This is a genomic window from Clostridium sp. MF28 (assembly GCF_002969175.1).
Classification (GTDB): Bacteria; Bacillota; Clostridia; order Clostridiales; family Clostridiaceae; genus Clostridium; species Clostridium beijerinckii.
This window is the reverse complement of the sequence record NZ_CP014331.1, coordinates 2,550,513-2,569,116: the sequence shown is the minus strand read 5'-3', so window position 1 is coordinate 2,569,116 and position 18,604 is coordinate 2,550,513. Positions and strand designations below refer to the sequence as shown.

Genomic DNA, 18,604 nt, shown 5'->3' with positions numbered 1-18,604 from the left:
AAGTTATTATGATACAATATTAGAATAGGAAAGAGTTTAATATAGGGATGTGAATCAATGAACATACTTTTAGGCTTAACAGTTATAACTTTAGTTTTAAATATACTTTTTTCTTTATCATTAGTGTTTATAGAAAGAAAAGATCCTACAACAACATGGGCATGGATCTTAATATTAATGATTTTACCTGGCATTGGATTTGTGATTTACATCATGTTTGGTCAAAATCTAAGCAGGCAAAAGATTTTTAAAGAAAAAATAAAGTTTGATGAAAAGAAGAGAAAGAACTTAAACGATACATATAAATCCAATAGACACGGTCATGATGGCGGAGAAAAATTTGCTGATTTAAGGAGGCTAAATTTTAATAATTCTGGCGTAAAATACACTACTAATAATAAAATTGATGTATATGTAAATGGAAAAGAAAAATTTAGTCAGTTAATTGAAGACATAAAAAATGCTAAAAAGTTTATTCATGTTGAATATTATATATTTAGAGGAGATACTATTGGAAAACAGATACTTGATGAACTAACTAAGAAAGTTAAAAGTGGATTAGAGGTTAGATTGTTATTAGATAGTATGGGATCACGCAAGCTAAGAAAAAAAGTTCTTAGGGAATACTTGAATGCAGGTGGGAAGTTTTCACTGTTTTTTCCAGGAATTTTACCGCATATAAATACTCGTATAAATTATAGAAATCACAGAAAAATAGTTGTTATTGATGGTCAGTACGGCTATGTTGGAGGGTTTAATGTTGGAAAAGAGTATATAAGTGAGGATCCAGAAGTTGGTTTTTGGAGAGATACCCATGTGAGAATAGAAGGAGAAGCAGTTAATGCATTAAATGAAAGATTTTTACTGGATTGGTGCCATGCATCTGGTGAAAAAATAATTGATTATAATAAATATGCAAAAGAATTCAAGAAAGACTTAGGGGATGTTGGAATACAGATTGTAACTAGTGGGCCGGATCACAAGGAAGAATATATAAGAAATGCTTATTTAAAATTAATTAATAATGCTAAGAATAATTTGTATTTGGAAACTCCATATTTAGTCCTTGATTCGCCAATATTGGAATCATTAAAAATCTCTGCATTATCAGGAGTAGATGTACGGATTATAATACCGGGAAAACCAGATCATTTCTTTATGCAGTGGGCAGCAAGTTCTTATGTGGGAGAATTATTAGAAGCTGGTGTTAAAATATATAGTTATCAAAATGGATTTATTCATGCAAAAACCATAGTAGCTGATGGGTTAGTAATGAGCATAGGAACAGCTAATTTAGACATTAGAAGTTTTAAGCTCAACTTTGAAGTTAATGCATTTATTTATGACGATAGAATTGCAAAGGATGGAGAAAAGCAGTTTATAAAGGACATGGAGTGCTCAGAAGAGATAACTAGAGAAATATACGATGGTAGGAGTTTGTCTCTCAAAATTAAAGAGTCCTTAATTAGATTGGTATCTCCTATATTATAGTATAGGATAGGAAATTTAAAATTATGATAAAACCACTCTTTTACTTAGAGAAATAAAAGGGTGGTTTTATATGTCTAAGTATTTTATCTAATATGTATTGAATAAACGAGTTTTAAAAATATTTTTCATGAAACCTAAATAATTATTTTTACAAAATTGCTAATGTTATGGAAACTTTTTCTTAACTGAGTATAATTTAATATATAAATTTAATAATAGAGGTGAATAGGAGAAATATTTAATTCATTAGGATTGGAGCATTATATGAAAAGCAAAGAAAAGTTTTATTATTCCCTGACTACTTATATAAATTATGGAGTAACGAGTATAGTGACTACTTTTTATGTGCCATATTTGAATCAAGTAGTTGGATTATCATTAAGTCAAGTTGGAACTGTAGTATCTATAGGAGCATTATTTGCAATTCTTTCCCAGCAATTTTTAGTAAGTAAGTTTTCGATGAGAAAAAACAAAAAAAGATTTATTATCATACATTTATGCGCACTTATTGGAATGATAGTATTTTTAATGTCTGTTAACAAGACTATCATATATTTTTATGCAGCTCTTTATGGAATTATAGTACAAACAATTGGAAATGTATATGAAGTATATGTTGAGGAAATAGCAGTTAGAAAAAATGTAGAGTATTCAGAAATAAGAAAATGGGGATCCATAGGATTTGGGTGCGTAGTTTTATTAAGTGGAACTATAATTTTAAAATATGGATTTAAAACTATGCATATAATAGGAATCATAATGTCATGTATAGTTATATTATTAATAGCTATGAAGTTTAAGAATATTGAAGCAGATGGAAATCCAAATAGGGGAAAATTAATTGCTGTATTTAAAAATAAAAATTCAGTAATTCTCGGAATAATTAATATCTTAATCATAGGAACGTATACCGCAATAGAATTTGCATATTCAACATATTTAATTGAAATAACGGGGAATGCGGATCTAGCTAACTCTATATATAGTAAATCAATATTTTCAAGAGTATGTGTTGAATTTATATCATTCATGCTTGTAGGAAAGTATCTAAAGGATAAAAAGCCTAAGAAATATTTAATAATAGCATTTCTTATAGGAACTACTAGAATACTTCTATTTTCAACAGGTTCAATACCTTTAGTTGTTTTAGGGGATCAATTACATGGTCTAATGTATGGTTGTTATTTAACATTTTTATTTAAATATATAAGAGAAGTAGTTGATGACGAACTAGTTGCTGGTACATATTCATTTGTTAGCGTGCTGGGATCAGCAGGAGCTAACTTTGTATATCCACATATGTTTAGTACAATCCAAAGAAATTTTGGATATACTGCAATGTATCTGGTTGGTTTCTCAATTATGGTAATTTCTTTGCTAGTTTCTATTAAGATTCTTCCAAATGGTAAGAAGGTTCAGGTATAAATTAAATCATAGCATGAAATGTAGAGGTGTCGTGAATTATGGTACCTCTTTTTTATTTCTCATCATAACTGTGCCCAACAATCGTTCTAGAATTTTGTTTTGAAATATAAATTATATTTTGATGTAATAAAATACTGGCATTTAATAAAATTTGATATTTATTTTCTACTAGATAGTTAGTTTATTACATGAAAGAAAACATTTATTATAAATTTAATCTATCTAACTATCTTGATGTTACCATATTAGTGTAAGTTAACTTAACACATTAAATAAAATAAAGTAAAGGGAGAGATTGATTATGTTAAATGAAAAAGCATTAAAAAAAGTAGGTCCAAGCTATGAAGAAGTAGGAGCAAAAAAAGATGGTGGTGTTACACCAACTAGTGATATTAGTGTATTAACAGCAGCTACTTTAATAAGTGCAACATATACAGTTACAATTACAGCAACAAATGACTAAAATCAACTAAGATTATATTGGAGTATTTCATAAACAAAAAATCACCTGTAATAAATTATAGGTGATTTTTAAATAACTAAAAATGGAGGAATACACTTATGGAATTAAATTTAGCTAAAACTTTAACAACTGAAGAGAAGATAAGCCTATTTAAAGGAAATTTATTAGAAAAATATAAAGCGAATAAGGTAATAGATGAATGGATTAAGAACGATAATATGTTAAGCTATGACAATTTAATAAAAAAACTAGAGCTAGAAGGCATTGATTTTGAAAAATTCGCCACTATAGTAAGTGAGAAAGAAATAGATAATCAAGAAGTAAGTTATGCTAAATGGTATGAGTTGTATAAAAATATAATTAGTGAATATTCTAATGTTCAAAATTATAATTTTTATAATGAAGAATCTATAATGTATTTTCTAAATGCTTTTATTTATTGGTGTAATGTGCAGTTAAATAAAGAAATATGCAAATATAATAATATAAAAATTCATTCAAATCAAATTGATGGAATATTAAGTAATATAGGAAAGAATTTATTCAATATTTGTAGTAAAACAATAGTTTATGAATATTATAACCAAGAAAAACAGAATTTTAAATTCTATAATGTAAGTAATTTTAAAAATGTTAGTGATTTGCAAAAGTTCTTTGCAAAATATCCAGTAATGTTAAGGCGTTTGGTGGTTAAAGTAGAATGTTTATTAAATACTTATATAGAATCATTTTTTAGAATAGACAGAGACTTTAAAGAAATAACAGAAAAATTAGATATAAAGTTAGGAAATATTATAACTAATATTACTGGAAATTTAGGGGATACTCATGAGAAGGGCAAATTTGTAATTAAATATGAATTTAATAATACAACTAAAATAATATATAAGCCTAAGGATCTTAATATTGCAAAGAAATTTTATAATATAATTTCATGGATAAACAAAAATTGTGATTGTGAAAAAATTGCTATCCCTAATAATTATTATAATTCTGATTACACAGTAGAAGAATATATTGAAGCAACACCTTGTGAAAATGAAGATCAAATTATGAGGTATTATGAACGATTAGGTCAACTAATAGCTATAACTTTCTTATTAAGCGGAAATGACTTCCATAAGGAAAATATTGTGGCAAATGGAGAATTTCCATACTTAATAGATTTAGAAACTCTTTTTAATCAGCCTATTACAATACAAGCTAAGGATATATTTGATTACAACAATTTAAGGATTCAAGATTCAATAAATCGTACCTCTTTTTTACCATCTAATTCTGGTCTTGCAGATGAAAATGGTAATGGAATTGATATAAGTGGATTATCCTATAAAGATCAAAAGTTACCGTATAAGATTTTGAAGCTGATGGGAGGGGTAGATAATCCTAGGTTTGACTATGTAGAGTGTGAAATCAAGGCACAAAATAACATTCCTATATTAGATAAACAAAAAATAGGTTATATAAAGTATAAAAGTTGTATAAAAGAAGGATTTCTAAAATTAAGCAAGTTTATTATTAAGAACAAATTTGAATTCTTAAAACAAATTGAAGTTTTTAAAAATACAAAGGTAAGACAACTTATGCGTAGTACTATTAACTATGCCAGAATATTGGAATATGCAAGTCACCCCAAGTATACTGTTAGCATGCTAAATTTTCAAAAAATGGTGTATTATATGTGGGAATATCCATTTAATGATAAAAGATTAATAACTTCTGAAGTGGAAGATTTATTATATGATGATATTCCTCTATTTAAAACAATTACAACTAGTAGAGATTTAATAGATTCAAAGGGAAGAATAATAAAAAATTACTTTAATAAATCTGCTTTGGATCATGTTAAAGAGAGAATTATTAACTTTGATGAAAAGTCAGTAAACAGACAATTAGATTATCTTAATATAGCTATTAATAACAGTAAAAATGTTATTGATAAAAAATTAAGAATGAAAAATGAATTATATAAATTTAATAAATCATTGGTAAAAGATGTTAAGTGTGAAAATTTAGATATTTTGTTAAATGATATAAATCAATTAATAGAATACTTTTCTATAAAGTATGAAAATCAATGCATTTGGGAGAACTTGATAAATGGAAAAATTAAATTAGAAAGTGGATATTCAAAAGGAATATTAGGAATATATTATTACTTATATATGTATAACAATGTAAATGGTAATTCAAGCAATAATCTTAAAGAAATAATAGCTGTATTTTCTAATGAGAAGTTTCTTAATCTTGGATTATTTAACAACAAGATTCAAGATTTATTAGATTTCTTAAGTATTATTGATTGTACTTTAGGAAATACATTTAATACAGATATTTTAAACTTAAAATCAAGAATTAACGAAGTTTTAAATAAACAATTAGACAATGGCAAATTAAGTCTTTCGATGACAATAAAATCTATTAAAGTTCTTGGAAAATTATATATAGTTAATAAATCATATGATTTAAAAAAAACTATCTCTAAATTAAAAGATAATTTAGAAATTCAATTGTTAACAGAAGGGTTAACCAATTTGAAATATGATAATGATGTTAGCGTAATTGATTTATTAGATTGCATTATTTTAATAAATTCGATATATCCTAACAAAGAGTTTAACTTCAACTTAGAGTATATAAAGGAACTTAATAATAAATATTTTGAACAAATATATAAATTGGAATCAATTGAGTTCTATAACAATAAAGAGTATAGGAATATTATAAGGAGCCTGAGTCTAAATATAAGTAATAATCATATAGAGTATAATCAATTAAAAAGATTTGTATTAAAAATAATAAAGGAAAAAGAAATTGATGAAAATATTATTTTTATAATAGATATTTTAATTAATTTGTATCTAAAAAATAAGGATCAAGAAATTAAAAAGGTATTAGATGAAAAAATGAAGGATTTAGAACAATATTATGCCATAACTAATAATTACCCAATTGATGAGATGAACCATTTTAAAAATTTGTCTATTGAAAATGGTTTAAGTGGAATTGGGTATGAAATATTGAGATATTTCAATAATAGAATACCAAGCATAATAAATATGATTTAGTTAATTTTATATTTAAATGAGTGGAGAACAGATATGAAAAAAATATTAGGAGTTATAGGAAGTAGAAAAGGTGATAAATCAATTACGTATAAATTTACGAAATTGTTATTAGATAAAATAGTAAATAAATGTGGGAATATACAATATGAAATAATTACACCTGATAAGTATGAAATTATGCCATGTCTGAGCTGTAATAATTGTTTTCTTAAGGGTAATTGTGTTCAGGATAATAATGATAGTATGGGCTTAATTAAAGAAAAAATATTAGAGGCAGATTTAATTATTTTAGGAAGTCCAGTTTTTGCACATAATGTAAGTGGAGATATGAAAACTTTTATTGATAGAATCAGCTACTGGCTTCATGTTTTTAGATTGGCAAATAAAAAATCTATTACAATAACAACATCCGCGTCTAATGGAAACATTAATGTGAATAACTATTTAAGTAAAATATTAACTATGCTAGGATCTCAGAACATATTAGATATAAAAATCACAACTATGATTCCTAACTTGTTAAATGATACTGAATTTATGAAGGATGAATTGATAAATTATGTTGACTTAATTTGCAATGAATTAAATGATTTTGCATGTATTTCAACAGAAATTCAAGAAACAGAATTTAAAAGCTTAAAGTATTATATATCAAATTATGATAGAACTAACTCAGAGTATTTATACTGGGAAAATAGCGGATTAAATAGTTGTGAAAGTTATCAAGAGTATTTGCTTAAATCAAGGTAATTGAAAGGTTGGTAGTAAATATATGATTTCTATAGAAAATGTATCAAAAAAATATAAAAATTTTACTGCTATAAATAATCTTAATCTTAAAATTAGTAATAGTAGTATTATAGGTTTAATTGGACCTAATGGTGCCGGGAAAACAACTACAATTAGTATGTTAATAGGTCTTCTTGATGTATCAGAGGGTGATATTATTATAAATGATATATCTATAAAGGATAGGCCCATAGATGTAAAGAAACAAATTGGATATGTATCAGATGATGAAAATCAGTTATTATGTTTAAAAGCTATTGAATATTTGAATTTTGTTTCAGATATGTACAAAGTATCTGAAAATGAAAGAAGAAAACAAATATTAAATCTTAGTGAGAGATTTAATATTCAAAATAATTTAGATACCAGAATGGATAAGTTTTCAAAAGGTATGAAACAAAAAATAATGGTAATAGCATCATTAATTCATAGTCCAAAAGTTTGGATTTTGGATGAGCCTTTTACTGGACTTGATCCTCAAACATCATACGAATTAAAAAATTTTATGAAGGAATATGCAGCAAAAGGCAATACAATAATTTTATCATCTCATATTTTGGAAATAGTAGAAAACCTCTGTGATAAAATTATATTGATTGATAAGGGCAAAACTCTATATTATGGAGAGCTAATAAAATTAAAAGCGAAATTTAATACTAAGTATACATTAGAAGAAATTTATATGGAGGTATTTAAAAATGAAGGAATTAATATCTCTAGTAAAAATTAATTTAAAGATTAAACGTAATGTTATTTTTGGAGAAGAAAAACAAAAAATAATAAAAAAAATATTAAATATACTTTTTATAGTAGTAGCTCTTACTGGAGCAACAGAAATCTTGCTGATGAAAGTATTTAACATATTGTATCTAAGTAATAATGAAATATTAATTTTTAATTTTATTATAAATTTTGAACTAATTATGATGACAATAATTACATTTATTACAATCATAAATAGGCTATTTTTAGCTAGCGGTTGGAATGAACTATTCATATATCCGATAAGAACAGGTAACTTAGTACTATCTAAATGTATTCTTTGCTATTTTGATAACATTATAATTTCAATACTTGTATTAATACCCTTATTTAGTTATGGTTTCTTAAATAATGAAAGTTTGCATTATTACATCCACATAATCTTATATCAAATTATTATATCAATTATTCCAATTATATATAGCACATTAATATTGTTAACAATATTATGGATTGAAACTTTAATCTTAAAATCAAAAGTTAACCATACGAATAACAAATGGTTAATTATAGTGGATATAATAATAGCTTTATTAACATATATGCTGTTAAAGTCAAGCTTAAATAGTCATATAAATATCATTAATTTATTATTCAATATATTTTTTTATGGAAATGATATACCCGTCGTATTTTCTATAAACAAAGAAATAATGATAAATTTTATGATTATCATTACAATAATTATTTCTAGTTTAATAGGACTTTATTTCATTGGAGAGAATGAATATTTAGCAATTATGAAAAGTGGAGTATTAAATTCAAATGACTCTAAAAAAGTAGAACAATACACAAGTCAATATAAATTTAAAAAAAGGAGTATAATTGTCTCAAATATTATAAGAGATGTTAAGTTGATAATTAGGACACCAGCTCTTAAAATGAGTTGTTTTTCTGTTAATATTGTCTTCGCTGTATGGTTTCTAATATTTATAATTTCTGCAAGAAATAAGCTAATGATTATTCAAAACAATTTTACAGGAATTAAAAGTATTATCATATGTGTATATACCTTTGCTACAACACTTTCTAATGTAACACTAGTAACTTCGTTTTCAAGAGAGGGAAGATATTTAAACCAGCTTAAATCATTTCCTATAGATGGTAAGCAAATTTTATTATCTAAAGTTTTTGTAGGTGTTTTAAGTTGTATTGCGAGCTTAGTGGCTGTGGATGTACTAATAATCTTCATATCAGCTAATTTTTATGAATTTATTCTACTTCAAATAGTAGAAATTATTCAGATTCTAGCTATAATAGTAATTCATATTCAAATAGATTTAAATAGTATGAATTTGAAATGGATTGATATTAAGGAATTAGGTAGTGGGCATGCTATACAAATAATGACACCTTTTTTTATAGTTACTTCGTTGCTAATAGCATATGGTGTATTTATTAAAATGGTATTAAATATTGAAATAACAGAATGGCCTAGTATTATTTTTTCAATATTAGTAAATGGAATATATTCTTTGTATTCTTTGAGAAAAATGATAATCAATGTGAAATAGGAGAACTTTTAATGAATATATTAAAATTTTCAATTCAATATTTTAATAAATTTAAGCTGAGTATTTATTTAGCAATATCTTTAATATTATGGAGTATATCAATATATCTGCCTTTAATAAATGGGGAGTTTATAGATGTGCTAACGGGTAAGAACTTAAAATTAAGTGTATATGGCATTTTAATAATTATATCAACATTAAGTATATTACGTATATTATTAACATATATTCTAAATATTTTATATGTCAAGTTATTATCAAAAACAACCTTTGAAGTAAGTTATCATATACTAGATCATATCAAAAAGCTACCAATATTCTTTTTTTACAATCAGAATGCAGCCTATTTGAACCAAAGAGTAAATACAGATTCAACAGCTGTATCAGAATTCTCTATAAATCAAATAAAAAACTTAATTTTTAATATTTTATCATTAGCAATAAGTTCATTTATATTGATAAAAATAAATTTAAAAATATCATCAGTATTAATAATCCTAATTCCAATATATTTAATATTATATTTTTTCTTCAAGAAAAAATTATATAAAGCAAATTTTAAATATAAGGAATCTCAAAACTTGTATTTTGGAGAAATTAACTCACAGTTAGAAAGTATAAAGTTTATTAAATTTAATTCACTCTTTTCTATACTTAATAAAAATTTGAAAAATAAATTTTCTATAGTATTTAGTGATACTATAGAGTTGGCAAAGGTAAATAACATGTTCTCTAATTCTGGAATGTTAGTTACAGTAATGGCCAATATCCTAATATTGATACTTGGAGTACAACAAATAATGAATGGTGAACTAAGTATAGGTCAATTTACTGTAATCGGCACATATTTTAATACAATTATAAGTGGAATAGATTATTGCTTATCATTTTTAGAAACTTATCAAAATGTATTAGTGTCTTATAATAGAATAGAAGAGATATTGGGTTTAGAAAGTGAAGTGAATGGAATTAATAACATACAAAGTATAGAAAATATTTTAATAGAAGATTTATCATTTAAATATCCAGATGGAAAAAATATAGTTTCTAATTTAAATTGTGAATTGAAAAAGGGGTTTATTTATAGATTAAAAGGTGAAAATGGTGTTGGAAAAAGTTCAATAATTAATATTATAACAGGTTTATACAATGGTGAATATGATGGTGTTGTTAAATATAATGGAATAAATATATTAGATTTTAATATGTATAAAGTCCGAGGAAATTTGATTGGAGTTGTTGAGCAAGAACCAACTTTATTAAAAGATAGTATTTTAAATAATATTACTTATAATTTAGATGATTATAATATAAATGTATTAGAAAACTCTGTTAATAAATTTAAACTAGATAAATTTATTTCTAGATTAAAAGATGGCTTAAATACTAATATATCGGAAAGAAGCTGCAATATTTCGGGAGGAGAAAAACAAAAAATAAGTATAATAAGAACTTTATTAAAAAATCCTGATGTAATTATTCTAGATGAAGCAAATTCAGCGCTAGATTTTGATAGTACATTTCAATTAAATTCAATATTGAAGAAAGAAAAAGAAAATAAAATAATAATATTAGTATCACATAATACTGCTTTTGATGAAATTGTGGATTTTGAAATTGAATTGGGAAGTTAGATTTTAAAGTATTGAAATTAATACTACCTTTATATAAATATATGAATTATCACTTTAACATTAATGGAATATAGATTTTTGGGAGAAGTAAAATGAAAGCGTTAAAATTGATTCAAAAATTGTGCTATCTAGCTAGTATGATTTTAATTATTAATCTAATACCTATAAATACAAAGGCGGAAGTAATTAAGTCTGACAATATAGATATCATTATCCTATTTAAGGATGATTGCATTGATGAGAATGTTAAAAGTTTTATAATAAATTCAGGTGGAAATATAGTACAAGATTTGTCTGAAATTGGAGGTTTAGAAGTAAAGTGTAAAACTGATTTGATCCCCAATATTCAAACTTATTCAACAATTCAATCCATAGCACCAAATCATGATATAGATGTTTTTACTGAGAAAACAGTGAAGCTTAGTCAACAAGGGAATTCAGATGGAGAATCAGATGCTGATATATATAACATGTATCAATGGGATATAAAGGAAGTGACTGACAATGGCAAGAGTTTTCAATTAGAATCAGGAAATCATGATATTGTAGTAGGAATTATAGATTCTGGCGTTGATGTTAACCATCCAGATTTAGTAAGTAATTTGTTAGGGGGAGAAAATCTTGTACCGGCAGATTTTAAAGGAGATAATACTGAAACAGGGGATCCTAATGATATTATTGATAGGCTTGGTCATGGAACAATTGTAGCAGGAAACATTGCAGCAAATGGTAGAACAAAAGGTGTGGCTCCTGACATAGGATTCAAAAGTTATCGGATTTTTAATAAAGACGGAAAAACAAATGCATCTATAGCATCATCTGCAATAATTAAAGCTGTTGATGACGGGGCTAGTGTTATAAATTTAAGTTTTGGAGGGTATGATCTAAAAGGTAAATGTTATTGGACAGATTCTAAGACTGGAGTTAAATATAAAATGGGTGACGATATGGCGGAATATTCATTATACAAACGTGCAATTAAATACGCTATAAAAAAAGGTGTGACTGTAGTTACAGCAGCGGGGAATGATAGTTTAAATTGTGATGATAAAAAGCAACTAACTAATTATCTTAATACAACAAATCAAGCTGATGGATTTTCATATTTTGGAATGACATATGAAAATCCAGGAAGTATAGAAGGCGTAATAAATGTTTCAGCTACAGGAAAAGATGATTATATAGCAAGTTATTCTAATTATGGAGCAAAATTTATAGATGTAACCGCACCAGGTGGAGATTATGCTGAAAATGAAAAGATATCTGATTTATGTTTAACTACAGGTATGGGTGGATACACTTATACTCAAGGAACATCTGTGGCTGCACCCAAAGTTTCTGCAACAGCAGCACTCATTCTTTGTAAAGACAAAACTTTAAAACCTAAAGAAGTTGCTAAAAGAATTTATAAAACATGTAAAAAGTTAGAAGGAGAAAATTCTGATAAATATTATGGAAAAGGGATGGTTAATGTTTTTAATGCTTTAAGCAATTAGGTTATTATTCTTGAGAGATCTTCATTGAGTTATTAATTACTATAATTATTTGAATATGAGTTCTTATGAATTTATATTCTGTTTTTGTATAAAGAATACCACCGGTTAGACCGGTGGTTCCGGAAAGCTTCTAGCTATGCGTAGAAAAAACTAACTTTGTAAATAGAATAAATTCATTTGAGATGCTTAAAGCATTAAAATGAACAAACTTGTAAGTTAAAAATGTTTAGTTTGAGTATATAAAAAAAGCATATTATGAAGCAAAAAACAAAGAAAATCCACACAAAAGAGCCATTTTAATGACACTAGGGGAGCTTTGCATAAGTTAAATGCTTCAACGTGCGAGTAGCACGGCCAGTAACAAAGCCTTACAGGCGCAGGGCAAGCCACTCGTTTTCACGGGTGGTCCTGACTTCTAAGATATATTGATACAAAACTAATTTAGTAAACCCTTAAGCATTCGTGTGGCAACAAAGCATTCTTGGCCATTTATCATGTGAATTACTCTATTGTGTATATCTATTTCGGTTATGTTATCCTTATTAACTAAAAAAGATCTATGACATCTATAGAAGCGATTATCTAATTGTGATTCTATATCTTTTAGTTTTGCGTAAAATTCAATTTGTCTATCCATTGCATGAATAATTACTTTATGTATAGTATGTGAAGTTTCGAAAAATAAAATTTTACTATATTCAATATTTATAATTTTATCATCTACTTTAAATGTAAAATTTTTTTGAAGCTCAGTTGACTTTGAAGAATACTTTTTTTGGGCATTTAAAATACATTCATGTATTCTTTGTTTTACATTTTCAATAGTATCTTTTATGATATAATCCATTGCTTCTACTTTATAGATAAATGTTAAATAACTCATTTCTGCATGAGTAGTTACAAAAACAATAAATCCTCTTGGATCATATTCTCGTATTATTTCTGCGAGTTTTATACCATTTATATTAGAATTTAAATCCACATCTAAAAAGTACAGTCCAGAAATCTTATTTTTCTTCAGATGGCTTATAATATCTTCTGGCTTTGATGTTGCTAAAACAATCTCCATATCAAAGTTTTCAATCATTATAATGTCTTTAATATATCTTTTGATTTTTATTAGTTGTTCAATATTATCTTCACAAATCATTATATTAAGCATGTACATTTATCCTCCTTATTTTGAAATGTTTAGTACTTGAATATTTTGAATAAACTGTCCATTTTCGAGGCTTGTTTCAAGTGATATATTCTGGTAATTATTTAATATTTTTTTAGATTACTAAGCCCGCACCCCCTGTTCGATCCTTTTGTTGAAAATCCATATGCGAACATCTTATAAATAGGAGGAGTATCATCTAGACAAGAATTTATAATTAAAATACAGGTGGAATTTTTCTTATTTATAATGCCTATTTTTACACTCGGAACTTTGCATAAAATGGCAGCTTCAATCGCATTATCTAGAAGAATTCCTATAGATCTACACAAATCTATAATATCCATCTTTATGAACTGAATAGGTTCCATGATATCAATAAATAAATCTATCCCTAATTCTTGTGCCCTGATAACTTTTGATGATAATATTCCTTTTAATTCAACAATCTTGATATTCTGAAGTTTATCTAGCTTATAATTTTCATTTGAAATATTTTCGCTTAGTTTTAATATTTTTTTGTTGAAAAACTTCTCTAATTTTTCAAAATCTTTATATTCAAAGTAACCTGCCATAGATGAAAGAATATTTATATAATCATGTTTAAATTTTCGCATATCATTATACATACTTTCTAAATTTAAAGTATATTCTTGTAAGCTCTCAAATTGTATTTTCTTATTTTCATACTCTAAGTCATTTTTAAAATGAATAATAACAATATATACCATTATAATAGTCAAAAAAAAGTAAGATAAAAATAATATGCTGTCTATTAATATAATTAAATTATCTACGTGAACAAATTTAATGATCATTGCATTGATATAAAATATTAAAGCTGTTAATGCAATATTCGAGAATATAAGTACAGAAAATTTGTTTCTAACGTTTATATCTTTTAAATTAAATTTAAATTTTTTTAGTATATATGCAACAAAAGAACTGAATATCAAAGCAATGAAAAATAATGATATATGCATTAGAATAACTATAATATTATTATCTAAAAGTTTATTAACGTCTTGATTAAACAATTCTATAAAAATGGCACCTTGAATAGTATCTGATACTATAAAAATTATGATTGAAAGCATAATAGAGATAAAATTTTGAATGATTTTTTTGTTTTGAAGAAAAAGTAAAATCATCATAGTTATAAAAAAAAGGGGAAGTGAAAGCATTTCAAGATTTAAACATCCAATACCTGATATTAAATAGACAATAACTAAATTTAAGAGGAAGTCTTTTTTTTTGAATTCTATTATTTTTAAATTATAAGTAACAAAAACATAAGCAAACATAGCTACAAATGAAGTGAAAATTTTTATTGTCATAGTTTTTTAGCTCCTTAAATAATGTTAAAAATTTATTAAATAGGAAATTTATATAACTATTTTACAACATACACCATTATATTACAATAAATTAAAGCTTAGGCACAATGATCCAAGTTTAGGGTGTTAATAAAGTGGAAGGACTTTAAATTTTTAATTGGGATTATGTTAAACAATAAAAATGATTATAAGAAAAGATATACATATAATAAATTTGAAATCGAAGTCAGTGAAAACTTGTGTAAAGTAATATAACAGAAACAATAGAAAGATTTTTTATCGATTATAAAGGAAGGCATAAAATATGGCATACGCATTTTAGAAGATTGGAAAAGTTAGGAATAAGATTAAGAGTACTTTTAATGTATAAATTTAAAAATGATTACAAGTCATTCATAGAAAAGGAAATGTCAGTATTATTTGGATAAAGCATAATATATTTATACATCAAAAATATTAAAAAGTAATATCCATAAACTGAAAAAAGTATTTTCTTTAAATTAAGAGAATACTTTTTATCCATAAACTAAAATAAGTTATATTAAATCTAATTTTCTAGCCCTATTCTTCTAATTCTAATAACTCTTTAGGAAATTTGCTTTCATAAAGGCCTCCGGAAAAGCAACACTTTGAAGCAGAAGATTCAGCAATATTTACTGCAAGCTTTCCGAGATATTGTAGTGAAGTTTCAAGTAAATTTTTAATCAATATTTCTTTGATAGTATTCATAATTTTTATATCTCCTATTAAATAATTTGTATATGATCGGTATTATTGTGAGTGCCTCACATAATGCCCCGTAGCTAATAAAAAATTTTAAAGAAAAGTCATTTATGAAAAATGTAAGTGTCATCAAAATACTTCCTGATAATAAAGCCTTCTTTTTTAAGGATTTTCTTAACTTCCTTCCAGTTAGAGGTCGTGCATCTGTATCTGCTGGTGCATACAAATATAATAATAATATTGTGGTTGAGAACATAAGTAAAATCATGTAATTGTCTGCATGTATAAAATTAGGTATATATGCTCCAGTAAAGAAATAAATAGAAGTTAATATTGTACAACTAATACTATTTTTTGCATGTATGCCAAAGGCATAGCGCCGTATAAATGCAAAACTTAGCATAATTGTTAAAGTTTTTTGTAATATTCCTAATAAGAAAGCTATTAAAAGAATAAAAGAAGTTTTAGATAAATTAATAATAATTACTTCTAGTCCATATTTCATTTTTTTATAATTAACATTATCTAGTTGATTATCTCTATTAATTTTTGCTACCAATTTAAGTGCAATTTCCTCTGATAAAGCTTTTTTGCTCAAATCGACCTCCATTTTTTTATTTCTAATTACATAGATGTAATAAAATCTATTAATTATTTTGATTTTAGAATTATATAGTAAATAATTAAAGTACAAAATAATCCTACAAGTATAATTCTTTTAATAAAAATGTCAATTTAATAAACATTACAAATATAAAAATAAGTAAATTTAATATGAACAAAGCAGATAGATGGTTTTTCAATTTACACTTCCATTTTATCATTTTACTTAACAGTTATATTATACCACTTAGATTTTAGTTTTCTAAATTTTATAATAATATCCTGCATTTATGTAATGAATGCATATTATAATTAATTTTATAAGATATACAAAGTGATGAATTGAGAAAAAAGTTATAAAAGAAAATTAGAGAAAAATACCAGAAATTTAAAATTAGTGTAACAAGCTAAAAATGCACGAATGTACAGTTGATTATATGGAGTTTTAAATAAGATAAATAATAAAAAGAGTCGGATTAAAAGAATAAGTTATTGGCAGTCATATTTTATGGATTCAGATTAAATTATGCAAGATTTCATTGAAACTATAAATAAAGTTCCTATACAAAATTTGATAAATATTAATTTTAATCAACATATTTCCAACACTATATTAATATTTTATCACTATAATTGTTAAACAGTTATTGAATTAGCTATAAATATGAAAAATAATTAATATTGACAATTAGATATAGTTTGTTATAATGATAAAAAGATTAAATGTAAATATTGTAATTAATGTTCGTGAAAATAATTATTAAATTTAGAAATGGAGAAAATCATGGAAAAGGATATTGTAAAATCAGTTATGCAAAAATTTTATAGCTTTTTTTATTTTACATTCTGGGGCTTTTATTTTAGCGCTGGCTATTTATTTTGCAAAAAACTGAAAAATACCTTTTTAATGAGTTTTTTATATTTTATATAAGTTTGTAATATATATCAGCATTGATATTTTATGGAACTCATTATACATGAGTTCCATTTTTTTTTCGCAAATAATTAAACATGTGCAAGGGGGCAATATAAAATGGTAGTAATATTAAAGAAAAAAGCAAAGCAGGAAGAAATAGAAAGATTGACAAAACAACTAGAAGCAAAGGGTGTTTCAGTGAGCTTAGTTGTCGGATCAGATGTTAGTATCTTAGGATTAGTTGGGGATACAAGTGCAATAGATCCTTCAGTTGTAGCGGCTAATGGAATAGTTGAAAGAGTTATGAAAGTTCAAGAACCTTTCAAAAAAGCAAATAGAATGTTTCATCCAGAAGATACAATAGTAGACATTAATGGAGCTAAAATTGGGGGAAAGAAAATAGCAATGATTGCAGGTCCATGTTCTGTTGAAAGTGAAGAACAAATCATTGAAATAGCAAAAGAAGTTAAAGAAATTGGGGCAAATTTCTTAAGAGGCGGAGCATTTAAGCCAAGGACTTCACCATATGCGTTCCAGGGAATGAAATATGAAGGGTTAGAACTTTTAAAGAAAGCAAGAGCTAATACAGGATTGCCAATAGTTACAGAGCTTATGTCTCCTTATGATATAGAAACGTTTGTTGAAAATGTAGATGTAATTCAAGTTGGCGCTAGAAATATGCAAAACTTTGATTTGCTAAAGGAACTTGGAAAAACTAACAAGCCGATATTATTAAAACGAGGTTTATCAGCAACTATAGAGGAATGGTTAATGTCAGCTGAATATATTATGGCTGGTGGTAATGAAAATGTAATTCTGTGCGAAAGAGGAATAAGAACATTTGAAAACTACACAAGAAATACTTTAGACTTAAGTGCAGTACCTGCTGTTAAAAAATTAAGTCACTTACCTATAGTAATTGATCCGAGTCATTCTGCAGGAAAGTACTGGATGGTTGAACCTCTAGCAAAAGCAGCGGTTGCAGTTGGAGCAGATGGACTTATTATTGAAGTTCATAATGATCCAGAAAATGCATTATGTGATGGTCCACAATCAATAAAGCCAAGTAAATTTGCAAAACTTATGGAAGAGTTAAAAGTTATTGCAGCGGCCGTTGGAAGAGAAATATAAATTTATTAAATTAAAGAACAGTCGGCATTAACAATTACTCATTACAAGTATCTAAAAGATAGAAAAGAGTTATAACGTAATCTTAGTCATGAT

The 18,604-nt window shown here is 25.7% G+C and carries 14 protein-coding genes; 10 read left to right on the top strand and 4 right to left on the bottom strand.

The window, feature by feature from the left end; genetic code table 11:
- The first annotated feature begins 57 nt into the window (after positions 1 to 57).
- The 9 genes from cls to AXY43_RS11185 all read left to right on the top strand — a co-directional run bounded on the left by cls (position 58) and on the right by AXY43_RS11185 (position 12,642).
- On the top strand, positions 58 to 1,491 hold the full coding sequence (gene cls / locus AXY43_RS11220; protein WP_012060744.1) for a cardiolipin synthase: 1,434 nt from the start codon (positions 58 to 60) through the stop codon (positions 1,489 to 1,491).
- 264 nt (positions 1,492 to 1,755) lie between these two features.
- Positions 1,756 to 2,916 carry an MFS transporter gene (locus AXY43_RS11215; RefSeq protein WP_012060743.1) on the top strand — a complete coding sequence of 387 codons (1,161 nt, stop codon included), beginning with the start codon at positions 1,756 to 1,758 and terminating at the stop codon, positions 2,914 to 2,916.
- A gap of 301 nt (positions 2,917 to 3,217) precedes the next feature.
- The gene (locus AXY43_RS27890) at positions 3,218 to 3,379 is read left to right on the top strand and encodes a hypothetical protein (protein ID WP_012060742.1); all 162 of its coding nucleotides are present in this window, start codon (positions 3,218 to 3,220) and stop codon (positions 3,377 to 3,379) included.
- A 98-nt stretch (positions 3,380 to 3,477) separates the two neighbouring features.
- The gene (locus tag AXY43_RS11210) at positions 3,478 to 6,447 is read left to right on the top strand and encodes a type 2 lanthipeptide synthetase LanM family protein (protein ID WP_012060741.1); all 2,970 of its coding nucleotides are present in this window, start codon (positions 3,478 to 3,480) and stop codon (positions 6,445 to 6,447) included.
- Positions 6,448 to 6,480: 33 nt separating this feature from the next.
- On the top strand, positions 6,481 to 7,197 hold the full coding sequence (locus tag AXY43_RS11205) for a flavodoxin family protein (RefSeq protein WP_012060740.1): 717 nt from the start codon (positions 6,481 to 6,483) through the stop codon (positions 7,195 to 7,197).
- A gap of 22 nt (positions 7,198 to 7,219) precedes the next feature.
- Positions 7,220 to 7,966, top strand: a complete 747-nt coding sequence (locus tag AXY43_RS11200; RefSeq protein WP_012060739.1) for an ABC transporter ATP-binding protein — start codon at positions 7,220 to 7,222, stop codon at positions 7,964 to 7,966.
- Positions 7,935 to 9,512: a hypothetical protein gene (locus AXY43_RS11195; RefSeq protein WP_038458015.1), complete on the top strand. Its 1,578-nt coding sequence runs from the start codon at positions 7,935 to 7,937 to the stop codon at positions 9,510 to 9,512. The genes AXY43_RS11200 and AXY43_RS11195 overlap by 32 nt, the downstream gene beginning before the upstream one ends.
- 11 nt (positions 9,513 to 9,523) lie before the next feature.
- Positions 9,524 to 11,146, top strand: coding sequence for an ATP-binding cassette domain-containing protein (locus AXY43_RS11190; RefSeq protein ID WP_012060737.1), 1,623 nt, complete (start codon positions 9,524 to 9,526; stop codon positions 11,144 to 11,146).
- Positions 11,147 to 11,238: 92 nt separating this feature from the next.
- The gene (locus AXY43_RS11185) at positions 11,239 to 12,642 is read left to right on the top strand and encodes a S8 family peptidase (RefSeq protein WP_077829128.1); all 1,404 of its coding nucleotides are present in this window, start codon (positions 11,239 to 11,241) and stop codon (positions 12,640 to 12,642) included.
- Between the two features lie 436 nt (positions 12,643 to 13,078).
- Here the strand turns inward: AXY43_RS11185 and AXY43_RS11180 are convergent, their stop codons facing one another.
- From AXY43_RS11180 to AXY43_RS11165, 4 genes are all read right to left on the bottom strand, one after another.
- On the bottom strand, positions 13,079 to 13,804 hold the full coding sequence (locus tag AXY43_RS11180) for a LytR/AlgR family response regulator transcription factor (RefSeq protein ID WP_038458012.1): 726 nt from the start codon (positions 13,802 to 13,804) through the stop codon (positions 13,079 to 13,081).
- Positions 13,805 to 13,905: 101 nt separating this feature from the next.
- Positions 13,906 to 15,138, bottom strand: coding sequence for a sensor histidine kinase (locus tag AXY43_RS11175; protein WP_105411547.1), 1,233 nt, complete (start codon positions 15,136 to 15,138; stop codon positions 13,906 to 13,908).
- 561 nt (positions 15,139 to 15,699) lie between these two features.
- Entirely contained in the window at positions 15,700 to 15,867 is a 168-nt protein-coding gene (locus tag AXY43_RS11170; protein ID WP_077829127.1) for a cyclic lactone autoinducer peptide, read from the bottom strand.
- Positions 15,839 to 16,459 carry an accessory gene regulator ArgB-like protein gene (locus tag AXY43_RS11165; protein WP_049767649.1) on the bottom strand — a complete coding sequence of 207 codons (621 nt, stop codon included), beginning with the start codon at positions 16,457 to 16,459 and terminating at the stop codon, positions 15,839 to 15,841. The genes AXY43_RS11170 and AXY43_RS11165 overlap by 29 nt, the downstream gene beginning before the upstream one ends.
- A gap of 1,038 nt (positions 16,460 to 17,497) precedes the next feature.
- Between AXY43_RS11165 and aroF the strand changes: the two genes are divergently transcribed.
- Positions 17,498 to 18,511: a 3-deoxy-7-phosphoheptulonate synthase gene (gene aroF / locus AXY43_RS11160; protein ID WP_012060733.1), complete on the top strand. Its 1,014-nt coding sequence runs from the start codon at positions 17,498 to 17,500 to the stop codon at positions 18,509 to 18,511.
- Positions 18,512 to 18,604: the final 93 nt, after the last annotated feature.

Bases quoted from the DNA above. Each gene is read 5' to 3' on its own strand.
- cls (WP_012060744.1), top strand. From the start codon at position 58: ATGAACATACTTTTAGGCTTAACAGTTATAACTTTAGTTTTAAATATA.
- AXY43_RS11215 (WP_012060743.1), top strand. From the start codon at position 1,756: ATGAAAAGCAAAGAAAAGTTTTATTATTCCCTGACTACTTATATAAAT.
- AXY43_RS27890 (WP_012060742.1), top strand. From the start codon at position 3,218: ATGTTAAATGAAAAAGCATTAAAAAAAGTAGGTCCAAGCTATGAAGAA.
- AXY43_RS11210 (WP_012060741.1), top strand. From the start codon at position 3,478: ATGGAATTAAATTTAGCTAAAACTTTAACAACTGAAGAGAAGATAAGC.
- AXY43_RS11205 (WP_012060740.1), top strand. From the start codon at position 6,481: ATGAAAAAAATATTAGGAGTTATAGGAAGTAGAAAAGGTGATAAATCA.
- AXY43_RS11200 (WP_012060739.1), top strand. From the start codon at position 7,220: ATGATTTCTATAGAAAATGTATCAAAAAAATATAAAAATTTTACTGCT.
- AXY43_RS11195 (WP_038458015.1), top strand. From the start codon at position 7,935: ATGAAGGAATTAATATCTCTAGTAAAAATTAATTTAAAGATTAAACGT.
- AXY43_RS11190 (WP_012060737.1), top strand. From the start codon at position 9,524: ATGAATATATTAAAATTTTCAATTCAATATTTTAATAAATTTAAGCTG.
- AXY43_RS11185 (WP_077829128.1), top strand. From the start codon at position 11,239: ATGAAAGCGTTAAAATTGATTCAAAAATTGTGCTATCTAGCTAGTATG.
- AXY43_RS11180 (WP_038458012.1), bottom strand. From the start codon at position 13,804: ATGCTTAATATAATGATTTGTGAAGATAATATTGAACAACTAATAAAA.
- AXY43_RS11175 (WP_105411547.1), bottom strand. From the start codon at position 15,138: ATGACAATAAAAATTTTCACTTCATTTGTAGCTATGTTTGCTTATGTT.
- AXY43_RS11170 (WP_077829127.1), bottom strand. From the start codon at position 15,867: ATGAATACTATCAAAGAAATATTGATTAAAAATTTACTTGAAACTTCA.
- aroF (WP_012060733.1), top strand. From the start codon at position 17,498: ATGGTAGTAATATTAAAGAAAAAAGCAAAGCAGGAAGAAATAGAAAGA.